This is a genomic window from Methanocella paludicola SANAE (assembly GCF_000011005.1).
In the GTDB taxonomy this organism is placed as follows: Archaea; Halobacteriota; Methanocellia; order Methanocellales; family Methanocellaceae; genus Methanocella; species Methanocella paludicola.
Genome location: NC_013665.1, coordinates 2,353,540 through 2,372,901, shown reverse-complemented (window position 1 = coordinate 2,372,901; position 19,362 = coordinate 2,353,540). Strand labels below are relative to the sequence as shown.

The following is a 19,362-nucleotide window of genomic DNA, read 5'->3' as shown; positions in this document are numbered from 1 at the left end:
CACGACGATTTAACAAGTGAAAGAGCATGTTTTTACTTGCACGAGATGGAAATATGGCCCGCCTGAATATTCCGCTCCCCGCCGCTTTCCCGTTCCGACTGGATTTGACCGTTTGGGCGCTCCGCAGGAGGAAGAGCAATATTATCGACCGGTGGGATGGTCGTCGATACACGCGCATCTTACTCTTTAAAAACGCCCCTGTCAGGATATCCATCGTCCAGGATAGTCCCGAGAAGGCTCCCGAACTGAGCATGTCCTTAGAGGGTGACAAGGAGAGCGCTGATCGGGCAAGGGAGCCTATGATCCGACTCGTAAAAGAGATGCTGGGGCTTGACTTAGACCTGCGCCCATTTTATGCGCTTACGAAGAACGACGTTGTCATCGGCGGGCTGGTCCGGCAGTTCTGCGGTGTTAAGCCGCCCCGTTTTCCCACCATCTTCGAGGCGCTACTTAACGCGATCGCCTGCCAGCAAGTGAGCCTGGACGTCGGTATCATCCTGCTTGACCGGCTGGCGGAGAGATATGGCCGGGCGTTCGATGACGAGGCTGCGTTCCCGGCGCCGGAAGGCCTGGCAAGTATCCCGGTAGAAGAAATAAAAAAGCTTGGTTTCAGCTACCAGAAGGCTAGAGCCATTAAAGAGCTGGCTGCGGCCATCGCAAGCGGCAATGCAAGCCTTGAAAGGGTTTACCGGATGTCCGATCAGGAAGCAATAAAATATCTATCAACACTCCGGGGGATCGGGCGCTGGTCAGCTGAATACGTGCTCTTGCGTGGCCTGGGAAGGCTCGACTCATTTCCAGCCGATGACATTGGTGCCCGGAATAATCTCCAGAGGCTGTTTCACCTGGACCATAAGCCCGGCTATGGAGAGATCAAAGAATTAACCTCGCGATGGCATCCATATGAAGGGCTCGTATACTTCCATTTATTGCTTAATAAATTACAATTGAACGGTATCATATGACGGAAACGATTTACACGATAGGCCATTCGGCCTATCCGATCGAAGAATTCATCCGAATGCTTAAGGCGTACGGGATCGAGGAGGTCGTCGATATACGCACGATCCCGGGGTCTCGCCATAACCCCCAGTTCAACGAAGAAGCTCTACGGGTAGAGTTAAGCAGGCATGGCATCGGATATGCCTGGATGAAAGAGCTTGGCGGGCTGCGGCATACGACGAAAACCTCCGTCAACACTGCGTGGAAGAACGCGTCATTTCGCGGCTATGCCGATCACATGCAGACCCCCGGGTTCGCCCGGGCGATAGACCGGCTGATCGATACTGGAAAGGAAAAACGGGTAGCCATCATGTGCGCGGAAGCCGTGCCATGGCGATGCCACAGGTCTTTGATAGGCGATGCCCTGCTGGCTCGGAATGTTAACGTGGAAGATATCCTGAGCGAGAGGTCCAGTAAACCTCACCGGCTTACGCCGTGGGCGAAGGTAGACGGTACTAAGGTCACGTATCCCGGGCCGCCCGAGAACGATATCGTTGTAGAAAAAGAATAGGGGACTACCAGCAGATGCCCTCGTAGATGATGTTCTTGCCCTTCGGGTCGATCATCTTGCGGCCGTCGATCACAACAGGTCTCCTCATGTTCCCGAAGCTGTCGAGCTTCTTGAACTCGGCCCACTCTGTGGCGACGATGCATGCATCCGCATCCATAAGGGCCTCGTCGGCCGTTTTAACGTACTCGATGTTAGGGTATACCTTCTTCATATGCCTCGATGCCATGGGGTCGTATGCGACCACCTGTGCGCCCTCAGCGAGCAGAGACCCGATGACAGGTATGGCGCGGGATTCCCGGATGTCGTCCGTATCGTTCTTGAACGCCAGGCCTAGCACGGCAATACGCTTATCCTTCAAGTCGGGTACGTGTATCTTTAACAGCTTCAGGAGCATCTGAGGCTGATGGTCGTTCACCAGGAGTACGGTCTTTAACAATTGAGGCTCATAGTCCACATCCGCAGCTTTACCGATGAGCGCCTTTACATCCTTGGGGAAGCAGCTCCCGCCGAACCCAAGGCCCGAGTTGAGGAAGAAGGGCGATATGCGGGCATCCAGGCCAACGCCCTCCATCACCTTGTAGGTATCGATCCCGAGGCGCTTACAGATGTTGCCGACCTCGTTGGAGAACGAGATCTTCGTTGCGAGAAAAGCGTTCGACACGTACTTGATCATCTCGGCCGTCTTCGTGTCGACCTCCAGGATCGGGCACTTATAGCCTTTATACAGGCTTTTTATGACGGCCTGCGCCTTCGGGTCGTCGCCCCCGATGACGATGCGGTCCGGGTGCATGAAGTCATGAACGGCTTTGCCTTCCCTTAAGAATTCGGGATTCATGCCCACGCCGAAATCGACGCCGGCCTTCTTTCCCGATGCTTCCTCCAGGATGGGAGTGGCGACGGACTGGGTGGTCTGCGGCACAACGGTGCTCTTTACGACGACCACATGATAAGAAGACTTATTCTTCAGGCGCTGCCCGATGCTCCTGCTTGCCTCCCTGACGAAGCGCAGGTCGATCTTACCGCCCTCGTCGGTCGGCGTAGGGACGCAGATGAAAGAAATATCGGAGTGGGCGATGGCATCGTCGTAGTCCAGGGTCGCCCTCAGGTTTTTACCGGCATGGGCCTTTAACAGCTCTTCCAGGCCCTCTTCGTAGATGGGCGGAACGCCCGCGTTCATGGACTCGACACGCCTGGCGTCGACGTCCACACAGATGACGTCGTTGCCCAGGCTGGCGAAACACGCGCCGGTGACCGTGCCTACGTAGCCGGTCCCAATGATGCTGATCCTCATGAAAATCATAACCTCCAGTGCGCTGAACTGTCAAATAATTTGCTATGGCTATTGCTCGAAGGCGCCGGAGAGCACCGATTCCAGCTCGGCCATGGCAACCCGGGCGTCGCCCTCGTCAACGATCTTCCTCAGGTCGATGCGGCCGCTCCTGTATAAGATAAGGGTCCTGTCCTTAAAGTCGAACCTGGCGACTCCCAGGCTCTCTGAGCACTTGCCTCCCTCGGCGGACTTAACAAAAGCGCAAAGCCTGGCCATGTCGAACCGGCGCCCGAACGAGGACTCGGCGATGAAACGCCCCGGGGCATCGGTGCAGGGCTTCGTGATGACGATGTTATAGGCCACAAAGCGAGAATGTCCCAACCCACACATATAATTTATGATGCTGAAAGCTTTTATCCGAAGCAAGCCATATCGATACATATGAAGGTCGCCATCCCCACCAATGATGAAAAAGGGCTCAACTCACAGGTCGCGGAAAATTATTCGAAATGTAAGTTCTTCCTGCTAGCGGAAGCTGATGGTAATAAGATAACGCATCTCGAGGCCATGCCCAACGCTGTGCCCGACGAGGCCAGGGGCGTTAAGGGCGCCATCGCCTTCGTGCTGGCCGGCAGGGGCGTACAGGCCGCCATCGTCCACAAGATACCGGAGAAGGAGCGGCTGGCGCTCGTCGGCAACAACATCCGGATCTTCCTCGGGGCATCGGGCACCGTCAGGGATGCCATAGGGCAGTACAGCGACGGCAGGCTGACGGAAAGCTCCGACTGCAAGAAGGACGGGTCCTGCGAGTGCTGTTAGCATGAGATTCGGCATCCCCGTCATATCGCCCAACGGCATGGCATCAGAAGTGAACGATCACTTCGGCATGAGCGAGCACTTCGCGATACTGGACGTAGAAGGCGACAATATCGTGAAGATGGAGTTCGTCTCCGACAGCCCGGAATTGAAGGCGCATAAGACTCCCGCCGCTCTTCTTGCAGAGCAGGGCGTGAACATAGTGCTGGCCGGCGGCATCGGGCCCCACATGATCAAGGAGCTCCTGGATGCCGGATTACGCATATACCGGGGCGCAATAGGCGACCTGGAGCAGACATTCGAGGATTACAAGGCGGGAATGCTGACCGAGGTACGCACCTTAGAAGAATAAGTTGAATAGGATGCCATCATCGGCCCCCCTCAGGCATCCTGCCACACATCATATGTCCCATCCGGTTACCCTTAGAGGCGATATACTTGGGTCGGATAAGTATATGATCTTCAAGTCATGTCGTCTCTTCTGGCCTGCGGCGCTACTACTAAACCGCCGGCCGGGGTGTCAGGTCTAATTAAACGACAACAATATGTCACTGAGTAACATAGCATAAATCTTTTCATTTATCTTATGATAATTTGAAAAAAACATTTTTACAAAAAAAAATTAAGAGGCAAGCCCGGAGGCTTGCTTCTGACGCTTAGTACAGGATTTCCGGGGTTACGAAGAGGCCGAGAGCCTTGCGCTCGTCGAAATGCTTCTTTGCCTTGTCCTTCTTGCCCTTTTCCAGGTTGCCCAGGAGGTCGAGGCCGCTCTTGATCTTGGCGTCCGGAGCGGACTTGAACTCGTCCATGGACTTCTTCTCGAACAGGCCGTCTGCGATGGCCTTGCTCAGGAGGTCCTTACCCCTGGTCGAGCGGGCGAAGGTGGTGGACCAGCCGTCGGGAGTGCCGATAGAGCCCGTGGAGATGTCCGCGAACTCGGCGGTCAGGTCGGAGCAAACGTGGCAGCCGTCCTGCTCGTACTTGTGGGTCTCCTTGATGGGAATGGACACGTCCTTGGCTCCCTTGACCCAGAACTTGCCCTTGCCGATCTCCATCTTGGTGACCGATTCGATGGGCACTTTGCAGTGGTCCTCGATAACGGTCCTGAGGCCGGCATAAGAGAAGTTCTCCGTACAGAAGATGCCTACGGTCATGGCTACCTTGTCGGGGATGTGTCTCGCGCCGACGCCGTACAGCCTCATCTTCTGGACCGCGTAGATCTGGCACGGGGTGCCGACGACCGCGATCTTCTCGAGGCCGTACTCGCGGGCTGCGTCCTTGATGGTGGACACGACCGGGCTGATGGTGTACTTGGTGCCTGCCGCCGCGATGATCTCTTCCTTGGTCGTCGCGATGGTGGGCTTAGGCATCCAGGGGGTCTCGCTCTTGCCGGCGACGAGGGCGCCGTCGATGACGCCCTTCTCGAGCGCGTAGCAGAGCAGCGTGGTCACGACGCCGCCATCCTGGGCGACGCCGCCGATCTTTCCGTCCTTGGCCTTGAGGGCCATGACTTCCTTGTAAGTTCCGAATGACATTGTTGTTACCTCCTCACACCAGCAGGGTCTTGATCTTGTTCACCGGCAGGAAAGTCCTCGGGCAGGCGAACGAGCAGGCGCCGCACTTGATGCAGCGGATGTTGTTGAAGCTCGGCCTTCCGTAGACCATCTCGATAGCCCTGGTCGGGCACGAGGCGGCGCAGGTGCCACAGCCCATGCACAGCGAGTTCTCGATGACCCGGGTGTTCAGGTCGCAGCCGCAGTGGTAGCCGCCGGCCTCGTTGGCCATGAACGGCTTGAGGTATTCGGTGTCGCCGGTCACTGCCGCTATGCAGAAGTTATAAATAACTTCCGGAGCAGGCGGGCAGCCGGGTATGTACGCGTCGACCTTGATGAGCCGGTTGATGGGCACGAACGACTCGTGCTGGGGCTGGTTCCACTGGCCGCCACGGCTGAAGTTCAGCACGTTGCCGGTCGCGGAGCAGCCGCCGTACGCGACAACTAGTCCGGCCTTCTCCCTGGTCTCCTTGATCAGGTGTACGCTTTCCTCGTCCTGGAGACAGACGCCTCCTTCGACGATCGCTATGTCGACCTTACCCTCGGGCAAGGTCCTGGCGTCGGCAAGGGTCAGGTTGTAGACCATGTCCACCGCGCCCAGGATATCAAGCAGCTTTTCATAGGTGTCCGCGAGAGATACCAGACATCCCGTGCAGCCGCTTAAATGAACGTATGCAACTTTTGGCTTAGTCACTTTTACTTCCTCCTTCTTTGGTGCAACTTCCTTCTTCACTTCTGGAGCTTTTACTTCCGGAGCTTTCGGCACGGGCTTTGCCTCAGGCTTTACCTCAGGCGCCGCCTTCGGCTTTCCCCCGAACATGCTCCTCAGACTGTCCATTATTCCCATAATCGATCCCTAGTTCTGTTAGTACCATCTTAATGGCTTCCGGCACCGCGCGCTCCACCTCTGGGGTGAGCTCCCATACGATGTCCGGTTCAGAAACCTTCGCCGGCTGGCAGCCGATGACCACGATGCTGACCTTATCCTTCAGAGCATGTAACGGCTCGCTAAGGGTCCAGTTGTGGGCATCGATGAATTTTCCCTTGGGCAGCTCGTCCACGGAAAACTTTCTGAGCGTTCCGGGTTTCGCTCCCCAGCTAATACAGTCCAGTATGATCAGCTTCTTGCAGGTCTCGTCGAGCAGGGTAAAGATGAGGTGGGGTGCTCCCGTGCCTCCATCTATTACCCTTATGCCAGGCGGTAATTCTAACTTTGACATTTCCTGGGCTACTCGCGGCCCGAAGCCGTCGTCCTGGAATAGTACGTTTCCACAGCCAACTACGAGGGTTTCCGCCTCAAGGATCATATCATGGCCTCGTCTACGAGCTTGCCCTCCTCGTCGACGACGATCATGTGGGTAGCGCACGAGACGCACGGGTCGTATGCCCTGACGACGTACTCTGCCCACTTGTAGTGCTGTCCTTCAGTGGCTTTTCCGATGGTCGGGATGTTCCAGGTCGTTGCGACCAGGCAATTGTAGTAAGTGATCTTGCCATCCTTGACCTTCGCGGTGTGGACGTTCACTCCTCTCGGTGCCTCGTTGGCGCCGACGCCCAGCGTCTTGCCGTCGCCGCCCGACTCGGGTGGCTTCTTTAAGGTCTCCTTGGTGGTGTCCAGCTGCTGGATCAGTTCACGTGCCCTCGCGAGCGCTATTGGGATCTCCATCGCCCTGGCGATGTTGATCGCCATCGCGCCTCTGGGGTCGAAGTCGCCGCAGTCCTTTGCGCCGAAGCTCTTGAACCGCATCATGCGGGCCCTCGGGCCGCCTTCGACGGTCCTGCCGCCGATCATCGGCACGCTGGTACATGCCTCCATGCCGATATCTCCGGGGTAGTAGGACTTGGGGGTGATCTCGCTGAACCTGTAGAAGTACTCGGTCTCGAAGAGATCGGAGTTACCATAGTTGAGGTCCGTGGCCATGAGCTCACGGTCGTGGACGCCCAGCTTCTTAGGCACTTCGGTGTTACCCTTGAGCGTGTTTACCATGAAGTCGACGTGCTCCTTCATGATGGGCTCGTACTGGTTCAGCATCTCGATGATCTTGCGCTTTGCCGCTTCAGACATGTTCTTCTGCATGCCGCCGATCCGGAAGTTCGGGGCGTGGATTGCCTCTCCTCCGGTGATGTCGACGATGCCCTGGCCGATCTTCCTCATCTTCTGGATGCGGACGGTCGCCGCGAGCGACGCGTTCGGGTCCTTGACGAAGTCCGGCAGGATGAGCAGCTGGTGGAGCGGGTGGCTGTGCAGCTTGTTGCCCATGTTCGCTAATTGCCTTATGACAAGGCCGTCCTTTGGCGGGATGATGCCGAGAGCTCTCTCAATGCACTCCACGGACGCGGTCGAGTGGGTTATGGGGCAGATGCCGCAGAACCTGGACGACGCGACGGGGGCGAACTCCATTGGCTTTCCCGTAATAAACTTTTCAAATCCTCTGACGGGCGTTATGCTCAGGTAGTTACCCTGGGTCACGATCCCGCTGTCATCAACTTCAAGGACGAGTTTTGAGTGTCCTTCATGTCGAGTTGTCGGTGATACTACTACTTGACTCAAATATACCGCCTCTAGCTATCTTTTTCAGATGCGACAATATATAACGTTTCTGGCTGATTTCTAAAATCTGTACTAATATATTAATTATATTATATACATCAATAATTATATTTTATAATTTTAACGGTTTTAAAGCTTTAATATCGCTTTTTTATCAATCGTTTAATTTATTTGGTTGCGCATGCGCATAAATTATTCATGAGATCCAGGAATCGTAGATGCAACCCATGTCAATTAAAAAAGTGCAAAAATATCATCAATAATAATTAACTTATTTTACTTTAAAGCTGATATTCCAGTAACCTTTTTATATTTAATCAAAAGATTACTCTTTATTACCACTGATACCGGTAACATATAAATAGCCGTAAAACCCTTTATAACACGCAATATACGGCATATTTTGTTAGCCGGGGCGGAAAATAGGCTAAAAGGGCCTAAAAATCGCTTTTTTTAAAATTTAGTATCGCTCATGGGCAATCTTAATATAGGATGAACAACAGAAAAATATAATCTTTTTTTAAGGTCAGTTCCGGGAACACCGCAACGCATGTGGCATAATGTGGCGTGCGGCGCCGGCCTGACATTTGAATGGAGGATTGAATATGGCATTAAAAGCACCCTTAGACATTTGTAAGGCGGCTTCAACGGCCGGATGTACAAAATGTAGTATATGGGTAGACAAGCTATTGCTCTTAGGCTTCCTGGCGGGCGCATACATCGCCTTCGGAGCTCTATTAGCTGAGGTCGTCGCAGGAGGTCTCTCGAATGGTACCATCACATTGGCTGACGGTTCCATATCGAAGCTCGCCCTGCCGGGCGGTCTCGTGAAGTTCGCTGCTGGTGCGGTGTTCCCTGTGGGCCTGATGCTAGTCGTCATCGCAGGCTCGGAACTCTTCACCGGGAACTGCATGTTCTTACCTATAGGAATATTGAATAAAGAAGGATCGTGGACAGGGCTCGCGATCAACTGGATCGTTGTATATATCGGTAACTTTATCGGAAGTATTTTTGTCGCTTATTTCTTGGCATACAAGACCGGGCTCTTTAACACTGCACCGTGGGCAGTATGGGCGACCTCTAACATCGCCAACGCGAAATGCGGCCTGGACTTCGTGACAGCGTTCCTGCGAGGCATCGGTTGTAACTGGCTCGTTTGCCTTGCCGTCTGGCTGGCGCTGAGCGCGGACGATGTAATCGGCAAGATCTTCTCGTGCTGGTTCCCGATCATGGCTTTCGTTACCATCGGCTTCGAGCACAGCGTTGCTAACATGTTCTTCATCCCGCTGGGCTTATTCGTCGCCAACGACCCGACCATCGTCGCGAAGGCCGGCCTTACGCCTGCTATGACCAGCAACCTCATGGGAACCCAGGGCTGGATGAACTTCCTCATCGGCAACCTGGTACCGGTCACGCTGGGCAACATCGTGGGCGGCGCAATATTCGTAAGCCTGATCTACTGGTGGGTCTACCTCAGGAGCCCGCTCGTCAAGGTCAAGGTCGGCGAACCCGCGAAGGCTGCTCCGGCATCGAAGTAAACGAACATATATTAAGCAATTAATATACAATCAACAGGGGGTTTACTTTTTTAGCCCCCTTAACTTATTTAATAAGTTTTTAAGGTGCGGATACAATGGACATAAAACTAGTACCGACGATTTGCCCGTATTGTGGTTGTGGCTGCGGGCTGAATTACGTCGTTAAAGATGAAAAGATCGTTGGAGTCGAACCATGGAAGAGACACCCCCTTAACGAGGGCAAGCTTTGCCCCAAGGGTAACTTCTCACATGAGTTCATCCACCGTGATGACCGGTTAACCACGCCGCTCATCAAAAAGGACGGAAAGTTCGTCCCCGCTACCTGGGACGAAGCAATATCGCTCATCGCATCGAAGTTCACGGAAATGAAGGCCAAGTACGGCCCCGAGACGATGGCGTGCTTCGCCTCGGCGAGATCCACGAACGAAGAGAACTTCGTGATGCAAAAGTTCGCCCGTGTCGCGATCGGCACCCCGAACATCGACCACTGCGCCAGGCTGTGCCACGGCACGTCCGTCGCGGGACTGGCCAAGACGCTGGGCAGCGGCGCGATGACCAACACCATCACGGACATCAAGGACTCTAAGCTCGTTTTCATCATTGGCTCTAACACGCTCGAGGACCACCCGCTGGTGGGCCGCAGCGTCATCAGGGCAAAGGAGAGCGGCGCAAAGATCATCGTCTGCGACCCGAGGTTTAACATGACCGCGAAGCAGGCGGACATCTACGTGCCCTTCAAGAGCGGCACGGACGTGGCGCTGTTCAATGCCATGATGTACACCATCCTGTCGGAAGGCCTCGAGAACAAGGAATTCATCAAGAACAGGACAAAGGGCTTTGACGCTCTCAAGGAAGAGGTCATGAAGTGCCCGCCCGAATGGGCCGAGCCTATCACCGGAGTGCCCGCGGACACCATACGCAAGATCGCCAGGATGTACGCCACGAGCGGCGCGTCCTCGATCCTGTTCGCGATGGGCATCACGCAGCACGCGACCGGCACGGACAACGTCGTATCGGTATCGAACCTTGCGCTGATCTGCGGCATGATCGGAAGGCCGGGCGTGGGCATCAACCCGCTCAGGGGCCAGAACAACGTGCAGGGCGCCTGCGACATGGGCTGCCTGCCCAACGTCGTATCGGGCTACCAGGCTGTCATTAACGATGAGCTGCGCAAGAAGTACGCCGGCTTATGGAATGTCGCCGACCTGCCCAACAAGGTGGGCCTGACCATCGTCGAGACGATGAACGCCGCCGATGAGGGCAAGGTCAAGGGCCTCTACATCATGGGCGAGAACCCGATGGTATCGGACCCGAACGTGAACCACGTCAAGCACGCCCTCGAGAAGCTCGAGTTCCTGGTCGTACAGGATATATTCCTGACGGAGACCGCAGAGCTGGCCAGCGTCGTGCTGCCGGCCGCGGCAGGGCCCGAGAAGCAGGGCACCTACACGTCGACCGAGCGCCGCGTGCAGCTCCTCAGGCCGGCCGTAAAGCCGCCCGGACAGGCGAAGGCCGACTGGGAGATCATCTGCTCCATCGCTAAGAAGATGGGCGTAAAGGGCTTCGACTTCAACTCAGCAAAGGAAATATTCCAGGAAGTCGCAAAGGTCACCCCGCAGTACGCTGGAATGTCATACGAGCGGCTCGAGAAGCCCGAGGCGCTCCACTGGCCGTGCCCGGCGGCAGATCACGCCGGAACCCCGATCCTGCACGTGCCCAAGTTCAGCCACCCGGACGGGCTTGGTATCCTTTTCGGCGTGCCGTTCAAGCCGCCCGCGGAAGTCCCGGACGCAGAGTACCCGCTGGTGCTTACCACGGGCAGGTTGCTGTACCACTACCATACGGGCAGCATGAGCAGGCGTTCGCATACCCTCGATGCCGAGGTGCCCACCGGGTTCCTCGAGATCAACCCGGAGGACGCTGCAAAGCTCGGCGTCAAGGATGGCGCCAAGGTGAAGGTCAAGACCAGGCGTGGCGAGATCGAGATCAACGCCAAGGTAACCCCGAACATCATCAAGAACCACGTCTTCGTGCCGTTCCACTTCTGGGAATGCTCGGCGAACAAGCTGACGATCGACGCGCTGGACCCGTTCGCGAAGATGCCCGAGCTGAAGGTATGCTCGTGCAAGGTCGAGGTCGTGCCGGTCGAGAAGAAGCCTGCGGGAGCAGCACCGGCGGCGCCGATAAAGGCCGCTGTCAAGGCGAGGGGGTACTAACATGGTCAAAGTCAAGGATACATTCTACGCGTGGGCGAATAACGAGGACATTAAGGCGAAGGGCGAGTGCGGCGGCGCCGTCACTACCCTGCTGAAGTACGCCCTCGAGAGCAAGACTGTCGATGCAGTATTAGCGATCGTGCGCGGAGCCGACCTCTATGACGGCGTTCCCACGCTGATCACGAAGCCCGAGGACATCATCAAGTCCGCCGGCTCGCTACACTGCGCCCCGACCAACATCGGCAAGTTCCTGGTGCAGTACCTGGAGGGCGCGAAGAACATGAAGATCGCCGTCCCGGTCAAGCAGTGCGACGCCCGCTCCATCCTGGCGGCCGCGAAGAGGGGCAAGGTCAACAGGGATAACATCCTCATGATCGGCCTGAACTGCGGCGGCACGATGAGGCCCGTGGCGGCCCGCGAGATGATCTCCAAGTTCTACGGCATGAACCCGGACGAGGTCATCAAGGAAGAGATCGCCGCCGGCAAGTTCATCGTGGTCAACAAGAACCACGAGCACAAGGAGATCAAGATCGACGAGCTCGAGGACCAGGGCGTCGGAAGGCGCATGAACTGCCAGCGCTGCGACATCAAGATCCCGCGCATGGCGGACCTGGCATGCGGTAACTGGGGCGTCATCGGCCCGCTCGCCGGCAAGGCCACCTTCGTGGAGGTCTGCAGCGAGAAGGGCGCGAAGCTCATGGACGGCGTCATCAACGCCAAAGTGCTCAACACCCAGGCACCGGACCCGAAGGGCCTTGAGATCCGTGAGAAGACGGACGGCGCCATGGTGAAGCTGGCCGCGAAGCACCAGAAGAAGCAGTTCACGCAGGCCGCGATGGACTCCTCCTACTGGGCGAAGCAGTATAGCAAGTGCATCAAGTGCAGAGGCTGCACGGTCCACTGTCCGGTCATCTTCGACCTGGACCAGAAGATCATGCCCTACGAAGGCACCGGCCTGCTGCCGCCCGCGATGGCATACCACTTCGCGAGGGCCGCGGCGCTCGGCACGGACTGCATCAACTGCGGTAACTGTGAGGACGTCTGCCCGATGGAAATACCGGTCTCGAGGCTGCACCACGAGATCTCCAAGAGGCTGGGCGCGGAGATCCGTTAAGGATCTCCCATTTTTTTCTTTTTCATCCGAGGTCAATATAATGGAACATACAGAGCATCTATCGGTAGAGAAGAGTATCGCCACGCTTCAGGATAAGCTGAGCTATAACAAGACGTACGCGGAAAAGGCCACGAAGGCCGGCAAGTACGACAGCATCCAGGAAGGCCAGCACCCGGACGTCACGATCGTCTCCTGCTCGGACTCCAGGGTGCTCGAGAGGTCCCTGGACGACGAGATCGGCAAGGTCTTCTCGATCAAGAACATCGGGAACCGCGTGGAGCCCAACCTGGGGAGCATCGAGTACGGCGTCGGCCACCTGCACACGCCCATCCTCATGATCCTGGGGCACACCGGCTGCGGCGCGGTGCACGCGTCCACGAAGGACATGAGTGGCGAGCATTACCGTATCATCCGCTCGCTGGAATTCATCAAGCCTACCGTCGGCGAGGTGCAGAAGCTGCTCATCAGGAAAGGCGGCATCGCGTCCTACATGGCCGAGCATCCGCCCACCGTGAAGCCGATCAGCGAAGAGGCGTACTTCGAGACGCTGGTGACCGAGGCGAACGTCGATAGGCAGATCGAGACCGCCCTCGGCGACGATAAGATCCGGGAGCTCGTCTTCTCGGGCAAGCTCATGATCGTCGGCGCGATCTACGACTTCAAGGACATCTACTCTACCGAGCGGGGCGCGGTGTTCGTCATCAACATCAATGGCGAGACCGACGTTGCTAAGCTCAAGGCCCTCAAAGCGCTCGGCGGAGACGGCAGGGTCATCCTGAACCAGATCAAGCGCTTACTGGTCTATTAAAAGAAAACGTCTATTTTTTTTTATCGCCCCGTCTTTGAGCCTTATCCTCGATTAATATTATATAATTGTCTTTTATATTTATACAATAGGATGTGGCAGGATGAGCAATGCCAGTCAAAAGCAGGATAATGAAAAGTTTTCATATCTCGACCTTTTGGCCTCCCTGGGCTCGGCCAAGCACATCGGCGGGCGGGGGGCCACGGAGAAGCTGATCGGCGAGGCGGGCATAAAGCCGGGGTCGTACGTGCTGGACGTGGGCTGCGGCATGGGCAAGACGTCGTGTATGCTGGCCGGCATGGGATGCCGGGTCGTGGGCGTGGACATCATGCCGAGGATGATAAAGGAATCGAAGGCCCGTGCCTGGCAGACGGGCGTATCCGATAAAACGACTTTTGTGGAATGCGATGCCCGGTCGCTGCCGTTCGAGCCGGAGACCTTCGATGCCGTCGTGGTGGAGTCGGTGACCGTCTTCATGGACGACGTGGAGCGGGCGATCAAGGGCTATTATCGCGTCGTAAAGCCCGGCGGGATCGTGTGCGATAACGAGGTATGCGTGACCCGTGAGGCGCTAGAAAAGATGGGCGACCGGGTGGATGATCTCAAGTCGGTCTTCACGGCGTTCGGCTCCACGACCAGTAAAGGCATGCTCACTTTCGAGGACTGGAAAGAGATCTATGAAAGCCAGTTCGGCGGCGTGAAGGCCAGCCACTACCTCATGGACATGAACACCGAGATGGAGACCCGGCGGGAGGACGGCTTTAAGACGTTCGCCGCCGCCATCAAGTCCATGTGGCTCTACATGACCAACCCGGATGCAAAAAGAATCATCGACGAGGGCAATAAGATGGGGCAGTTCATGGGCGAGTTCGGTTACGGCTTGTTCATTTGCCGCAAGAATGCATAATTATTTATGGAAGCCGTATCAATGACGCCCATATGCCTCGGACGGCCGTCATCGGCGGCACTGGATTTTACGATATGGCGCAGGCCGCGCTTAAGGAAAAGAAGGCCGTCGACACGAAGTACGGCCGTGTGATCGTTTCGATTTATCAGGCTGGCGGCGAGGAGTTCGCTTTCCTACCGAGGCACAGCGAAGGCCATACGCGCGCACCGCACACGGTGAATTACCGGGCTAACATAATGGCTCTAAAGCAATTGGGCGTGGAGCGCATCATCGGAGTCTGCTCGGTGGGCAGCCTCCGGAAGCACATCAAGCCAGGCGACTTCGTGCTCGTCGACCAGTTCCTTGACTTCACGAAGTCGAGGCCCTCGACCTTTTTCGACGAGGAGGGCCACGTCGTCCACACGAACGTCACCGAGCCCTACTGTGCCGAGATGCGGGAATGCATTGCCGAAGCGATGCCGCTCAAGCACAGGCTGCATAAGAAGGGCACATATGTCTGTGCGGAGGGCCCCCGGTTCGAGACGGCGGCCGAGATACGCATGTTCGCCGCCCTGGGCGGGGATGTCGTGGGGATGACCGGCGTGCCCGAGTGTGTCCTGGCCCGGGAGCTGGGCATTTGCTATGCCTGTATCGCCGTGGTCACGAACTACGCTGCCGGCATCAGCGACGAGCCCGTGTCCCACGAGGAAGTCCTCGAGGAGATGGAAAAACTGCGTAAGACGATCCAGGGCTTCGTCATTCGATGCTTACCATCGATCCCCGAAAAGACGGGCTGCGGCTGTAAGGACGCCTGCCACTAGGGATGGCCGCCGTTAGGCGACTTGATCCCGGTCATCTCTTTTATGTGGATCTTGAAGACCGTTATGGAGCCCATGCCGGTGCCCCCGTTCGCGTGGGCCTTCCACCCGCCCGAGCGCACTGCCTTTTTAGCCATCAGGCGCATGGCCTCCCGCTTCTCGGCCACGTCGAGGACTTCCTCGATATCGCCCCTGATAATGATGCTCTGGTACTCGGTAACATCGTCGTTATACCTGTCTACTTCAAAGCAGACGTGGGGGTCTTTACGGGCCAGCGCCGTCTTCTTCCCTTCTGCGGGCGAATGGATGTAAATTAAGCCGTCCTTGAACCCAAAATCGGTCGGGACGATATATGGCTGGGGCTCGTCGTTGAGCCCGAGCCGGCCTACCCGTACGTCGTCGAGAAGCCTGTGCATTTCCTCTGTGTTGAGCTCCGGTAAAAATCGTGTTCCTGGCATCATGGCCCTCTTTTGCGTCAATATATTTGGGCCTTATTTTATAATTATTTATCTAAGGAGTTTAAACGATTAATTTTATCTAACTTGAAGGGTTAGATATTGTTTATTTGGATGGGATGCGTCATGAGGCCGGGCAAGTGGTTCTTTACTGTTTGTATGATCGCAGTCCTATTATTGACTTCGGCCGGCTCGACCGCCCAGGCTACGTGTAAGATCTATGGCTATGTGAGCTATGGCGGCGTGCCCGCGGGCGGCGCCACCGTGACGCTGGCAGGCCCCGATTCCGGGCAGGCGACAACTGCCGAGAACGGGTATTACGAGTTCGTTGTCACCCCGGGCAACTACATCGTGACGGCCGCCTACAGCGGCCATTCGGCCTCTCGCACATATGTCGTGAACGGCGCCGAAGTCCGGATAGACATCGATATCTCCACGGCTACGCCTACGCCGACACCCACTCCCACTCCCACTGTCACCCCGACGCCCTCTCATGATCCCGGAGGCATGGTCATAAGAAATGAAAGCTCATCGTTCATACCGATGGCTCCCGAGTTCACCGTGACGCCCGTGCCAAGGCCTTCGTCCACGCCCACTCCCACGCCAACTATTGCGCCTACGCCTACGCCTACACCTACTCCGGTTCATGGATTGCTATCTAATCTTTATATATGGCTTGTTATAGCGATGATCGCCATATTGATCATAGCGGCGGCTGCACTAATTTATTTAAGAAAATAGCTCCGTATTAGGGCGATTTACTGTTATGCCGTCACGGCGTGGTCCAACCACAGAGGCACCGAGACATGGGAGACGCACAGAGATTTTTTAAATATGGGGACTCAGAGGCCACAGAGACGGGTTTATTACTATCCTGAGGCACGGAGTCATTAGAGGCACTGGCGAGGATAAACCTGCTATATTGTTTATTGGTCAACCGTGCCTCAACAATCTCTGTGCCTCAGGTAAGCCAATAAACCGTACATTGTGTACTCCGTGCCTCAAATTATTAATAAAAACTCTGTGAAACTCAGTGCGCTCTGCGTCTCTGTGGTTAAGGACACGCCAAGACGGTGGTTAAGGACACGCCAAGACGGTATAACCGGAATTTGATCGTGTATCTAATTCAATAAAGCCAATTGCTATCAAAATAAGAAAAAAGAGGGCAATATAGCCCTCATATTTAAATAAGACGTATAGTCTCCAAGTTCATTGGCGACTTGGTCTCGTGCTTATACTTCTTGTAGATCGAGCTAGCAAGATCCAGGCACTTATTCTCGTCGCCATGGTTCGTGATAATGCGCTCCGGCCGCGGATCCATCCGCTTCACCCACTCCATAAGCTGGCGGCGGTCCGAGTGACCCGAGAAGCCATCGACAGTGGCGACTTCCATCTCCACTCTCATGACGTCGGTCCTGCCTTCGGTGGACATGGGGATCTCCGTCCAGCCCTTCTGGATGCGCCGGCCCATGGTGCCCTCGGCCTGGTAGCCGACGAAGATGAGCGTGTTCCGCTTATCGGCGCCGTACTGCTTGAAGTACTCCATCACGGGGCCGCCGTTCATCATGCCCGACGTCGCCAGGACGATGCACGGCGACGGGTCCGCCAGTATGGACTGCCTCTTCTGCTGCGAGTCCACCTGCACGAACGAAGACGACAGGAACGGGTTCTGGCCCTTGTGGAAGATCATGTCCTGCAGCTCCACGTTCAGGTACTCCGGATACGTGGTGTGGATGGCCGTGGCCTCCCAGATCATGCCGTCAAGATACACGGGCACGTTGTCGATGATACCCTTCCTTATGGCCTCCTCCAGGACGATCATGACCTCCTGGGAACGCCCGACAGCGAACGTGGGGACAAGCGCCTTCCCGCCCCGCTGCAGGGTCCTGCGGATGATGTTCTGCAGGTCGATCTCCGCCTCCCGCCGGGACGGCTGCATGTCGTGCATGCCTCCGTAAGTGGACTCCATGACCATGGTCTCGATCCGGGGGAACTGGTTCACGGCCGGGTCGAACAGGCGGGTCTTCTCGTACTTGAAGTCGCCCGAGAACGCGACGTTATATAACCCTTCGCCCACGTGGAAGTGCGCGATAGCGCTTCCCAGGATGTGGCCCGAGTTGTAGAACGTCAGCCGTATGTCCGGGGCGATATCCGTCACGTCCCCGTAGTTCAGGGTGATCGTGTGCTTCAGCGTCTCACGGATCATCGCGGACTCATAGGGCGGCCTCTTACCTTCACGGTTGGCCACCTCGATGTAGTCCAGCTGCAATAACGCCATCAGGTCCCTGGTGGGCGGGGTCATGTAGACCGGCCCCTCATACCCGTACTTGTAGAGCAGGGGTATCATGCCGCAGTGGTCCAGGTGCGCGTGCGTGAGCACGACCGCGTCGATGTTGCTCAGCGGGCTGACCTCGGGCACGTATAAGTATGGCGTGCCATTCGCCTCGGCGCCAGTGCTGACGCCGCAGTCGATCAGTATACGAGTTTCTGGCGTGCTCAGCAAAAACGAGCTCCTACCTACTTCTTTGCAGCCGCCCAGGGTAGTGATGCGGATCCACTGCTCCTTGCTTGTTATGGGCCTGTGGATCTTCTTCCCAATGACCTGTAAAATAGCCTTTCTCTCATCCTTTACGTTGCGTAAGTAGCGCCGGATGTCCCGGACAGTGGTCGACTCGATTGGCGGGGTGCGCACGACCTTCGGCGTCCAGCCGATGTGCTTGGTTATTTCGCGCAGCGTTGAGCCATGGCGGCCGATGACCAGCCCCGGCTTCTCCGCCTCGATGATGACCTCTCCGGTCTCCGTGTCAAAGTAGTGGTTCGTAACGCCCGATTCGGCGGGCACGATCTCGGCGATCTTCTTTATCGCGAGCTCGGGCTCCGCGAGCATCCTGGGGTCAGGCCGGACGACAAGGCGCATGCGAAGGTCCTTCGCGAGCGACCTTATGATGTCCCCGTTGTCGGCGAACGCCTTCGGGTCCACCGTGTATATGACCAGCTCGGGCCCCTCGAACTCGAGGTCCGATATCGTGATGCCTTTAGGCAGCTTATCCTGAATTTTTTTCTTCAGGTCAGATAAAACGTCTTCGATTCCCATCGTTTTTCTCCTCTGTGGAGAAAGTAAAAGTGAGGAAGCTTAAGAGTTACAGACTTGCTTGCCCACTTCACGCTCGAATATCTCAACTTTCCCGGGCGTGATAACGCAGAACTGCATTCCGTTGCCCGAGGCCGAGTCCCTCTTCATCGCGGACTCGAGCGCCTTGGCGGCGAGCTCGACGCCCTGCTCCACGCTCATGTCCTGCTTATAGCGGTCCTCCAGGACACCATAGGCAAGCGGAGAGCCGGAGCCCGTCGACGAGAACTTGACCTCAGTGATCCTCCCGCCGGCCGGGTCGAGCGAGAAAAGCTTCGGCCCGCTCTTGTCCACTCCGCCTACGAGGACCTGGATATAGAATATCCGGTACTCCCAGAGCAGGTTGGATAGAAGCATTGAAAGCGCGTTGATCGACATGGGCCCGTGGCGCCGAAGCTCAAAGAGCTTGGACTCCGCCTGGAGCATCCTCGCGAGCCTCTGCCCGTCGCCGACCGACCCCGCGATGGTCATCGCGATGTTGTCCGTCAGCTGGTATATCTTCTGGGCATCGCGGCTTGCGATGAGGTTGCCCATCGTGGCCCTTCTCTCGGTGGCCAGGACGAGCCCGTTATTGCAAATTATACCGACTGTGGTAGTGCCTTTATACTGTTTATCGTCCATCTAAATACCTCTTTAAGAATAGCACTAAAATCAGCTAAGAGTAGACATGTACTGTTATTCATATTTTGTATATAAT

The 19,362-nt window shown here is 56.3% G+C and carries 20 protein-coding genes; 11 read left to right on the top strand and 9 right to left on the bottom strand.

Features of this window, described 5'->3' with window-relative positions; all coding sequences use genetic code 11:
• Positions 1-53: 53 nt before the first annotated feature.
• Entirely contained in the window at positions 54-965 is a 912-nt protein-coding gene (locus MCP_RS12235) for a DNA-3-methyladenine glycosylase family protein (RefSeq protein ID WP_012901164.1), read from the top strand.
• On the top strand, positions 962-1,513 hold the full coding sequence (locus MCP_RS12230) for a DUF488 domain-containing protein (protein ID WP_012901163.1): 552 nt from the start codon (positions 962-964) through the stop codon (positions 1,511-1,513). The genes MCP_RS12235 and MCP_RS12230 overlap by 4 nt, the downstream gene beginning before the upstream one ends.
• A 4-nt stretch (positions 1,514-1,517) precedes the next feature.
• Here the strand turns inward: MCP_RS12230 and MCP_RS12225 are convergent, their stop codons facing one another.
• Both MCP_RS12225 and MCP_RS12220 read right to left on the bottom strand, forming a co-directional pair.
• The gene (locus MCP_RS12225) at positions 1,518-2,804 is read right to left on the bottom strand and encodes a UDP-glucose dehydrogenase family protein (protein WP_012901162.1); all 1,287 of its coding nucleotides are present in this window, start codon (positions 2,802-2,804) and stop codon (positions 1,518-1,520) included.
• A 48-nt stretch (positions 2,805-2,852) separates the two neighbouring features.
• On the bottom strand, positions 2,853-3,146 hold the full coding sequence (locus tag MCP_RS12220) for a hypothetical protein (protein ID WP_128860064.1): 294 nt from the start codon (positions 3,144-3,146) through the stop codon (positions 2,853-2,855).
• Positions 3,147-3,224: 78 nt separating this feature from the next.
• Between MCP_RS12220 and MCP_RS12215 the strand changes: the two genes are divergently transcribed.
• Complete coding sequence (locus tag MCP_RS12215) at positions 3,225-3,602, top strand: NifB/NifX family molybdenum-iron cluster-binding protein (RefSeq protein WP_012901160.1); 378 nt, start codon at positions 3,225-3,227, stop codon at positions 3,600-3,602.
• A gap of 1 nt (position 3,603) precedes the next feature.
• Positions 3,604-3,951, top strand: coding sequence for a NifB/NifX family molybdenum-iron cluster-binding protein (locus MCP_RS12210; RefSeq protein ID WP_012901159.1), 348 nt, complete (start codon positions 3,604-3,606; stop codon positions 3,949-3,951).
• A 304-nt stretch (positions 3,952-4,255) separates the two neighbouring features.
• On the opposite strand, the gene frhB is transcribed toward MCP_RS12210, so the two are convergent.
• The 4 genes from frhB to frhA form a co-directional block, all read right to left on the bottom strand.
• Positions 4,256-5,134 carry a coenzyme F420 hydrogenase subunit beta gene (frhB, locus tag MCP_RS12205; RefSeq protein WP_012901158.1) on the bottom strand — a complete coding sequence of 293 codons (879 nt, stop codon included), beginning with the start codon at positions 5,132-5,134 and terminating at the stop codon, positions 4,256-4,258.
• A gap of 13 nt (positions 5,135-5,147) precedes the next feature.
• A complete protein-coding gene (gene frhG, locus MCP_RS12200; protein ID WP_012901157.1) occupies positions 5,148-5,846 on the bottom strand; it encodes a coenzyme F420 hydrogenase subunit gamma in 699 nt (232 codons plus the stop codon).
• Between the two features lie 94 nt (positions 5,847-5,940).
• On the bottom strand, positions 5,941-6,459 hold the full coding sequence (gene frhD, locus MCP_RS12195; RefSeq protein ID WP_012901156.1) for a coenzyme F420-reducing hydrogenase, FrhD protein: 519 nt from the start codon (positions 6,457-6,459) through the stop codon (positions 5,941-5,943).
• The gene (frhA, locus tag MCP_RS12190) at positions 6,456-7,703 is read right to left on the bottom strand and encodes a coenzyme F420 hydrogenase subunit alpha (protein ID WP_012901155.1); all 1,248 of its coding nucleotides are present in this window, start codon (positions 7,701-7,703) and stop codon (positions 6,456-6,458) included. Before frhA ends, frhD begins: the two co-directional genes overlap by 4 nt.
• 605 nt (positions 7,704-8,308) lie before the next feature.
• On the opposite strand from frhA, the gene MCP_RS12185 reads away from it, so the two are divergent.
• The 6 genes from MCP_RS12185 to mtnP all read left to right on the top strand — a co-directional run bounded on the left by MCP_RS12185 (position 8,309) and on the right by mtnP (position 15,083).
• Positions 8,309-9,241, top strand: a complete 933-nt coding sequence (locus MCP_RS12185) for a formate/nitrite transporter family protein (protein ID WP_012901154.1) — start codon at positions 8,309-8,311, stop codon at positions 9,239-9,241.
• 95 nt (positions 9,242-9,336) lie between these two features.
• On the top strand, positions 9,337-11,457 hold the full coding sequence (gene fdhF / locus MCP_RS12180; protein WP_012901153.1) for a formate dehydrogenase subunit alpha: 2,121 nt from the start codon (positions 9,337-9,339) through the stop codon (positions 11,455-11,457).
• A 1-nt stretch (position 11,458) separates the two neighbouring features.
• Entirely contained in the window at positions 11,459-12,571 is a 1,113-nt protein-coding gene (locus MCP_RS12175) for a Coenzyme F420 hydrogenase/dehydrogenase, beta subunit C-terminal domain (protein ID WP_012901152.1), read from the top strand.
• Positions 12,572-12,611: 40 nt separating this feature from the next.
• A complete protein-coding gene (locus MCP_RS12170) occupies positions 12,612-13,379 on the top strand; it encodes a carbonic anhydrase (protein ID WP_012901151.1) in 768 nt (255 codons plus the stop codon).
• 100 nt (positions 13,380-13,479) lie between these two features.
• Positions 13,480-14,283, top strand: coding sequence for a class I SAM-dependent methyltransferase (locus tag MCP_RS12165; RefSeq protein WP_012901150.1), 804 nt, complete (start codon positions 13,480-13,482; stop codon positions 14,281-14,283).
• 32 nt (positions 14,284-14,315) lie between these two features.
• Complete coding sequence (mtnP, locus tag MCP_RS12160) at positions 14,316-15,083, top strand: S-methyl-5'-thioadenosine phosphorylase (RefSeq protein ID WP_012901149.1); 768 nt, start codon at positions 14,316-14,318, stop codon at positions 15,081-15,083.
• Here the strand turns inward: mtnP and MCP_RS12155 are convergent.
• On the bottom strand, positions 15,080-15,559 hold the full coding sequence (locus MCP_RS12155) for a pyridoxamine 5'-phosphate oxidase family protein (protein ID WP_231845080.1): 480 nt from the start codon (positions 15,557-15,559) through the stop codon (positions 15,080-15,082). The genes mtnP and MCP_RS12155 overlap by 4 nt on opposite strands.
• Positions 15,560-15,649: 90 nt before the next feature.
• Here MCP_RS12155 and MCP_RS15470 point away from each other — a divergent pair, with 90 nt between their 5' ends.
• A complete protein-coding gene (locus MCP_RS15470; RefSeq protein WP_128860062.1) occupies positions 15,650-16,276 on the top strand; it encodes a carboxypeptidase-like regulatory domain-containing protein in 627 nt (208 codons plus the stop codon).
• Positions 16,277-16,718: 442 nt separating this feature from the next.
• Here the strand turns inward: MCP_RS15470 and MCP_RS12145 are convergent, their stop codons facing one another.
• Both MCP_RS12145 and psmB read right to left on the bottom strand, forming a co-directional pair.
• Positions 16,719-18,629 carry a beta-CASP ribonuclease aCPSF1 gene (locus tag MCP_RS12145; RefSeq protein ID WP_012901146.1) on the bottom strand — a complete coding sequence of 637 codons (1,911 nt, stop codon included), beginning with the start codon at positions 18,627-18,629 and terminating at the stop codon, positions 16,719-16,721.
• 39 nt (positions 18,630-18,668) lie between these two features.
• Entirely contained in the window at positions 18,669-19,286 is a 618-nt protein-coding gene (gene psmB, locus MCP_RS12140) for an archaeal proteasome endopeptidase complex subunit beta (protein WP_012901145.1), read from the bottom strand.
• Positions 19,287-19,362 lie beyond the last annotated feature (76 nt).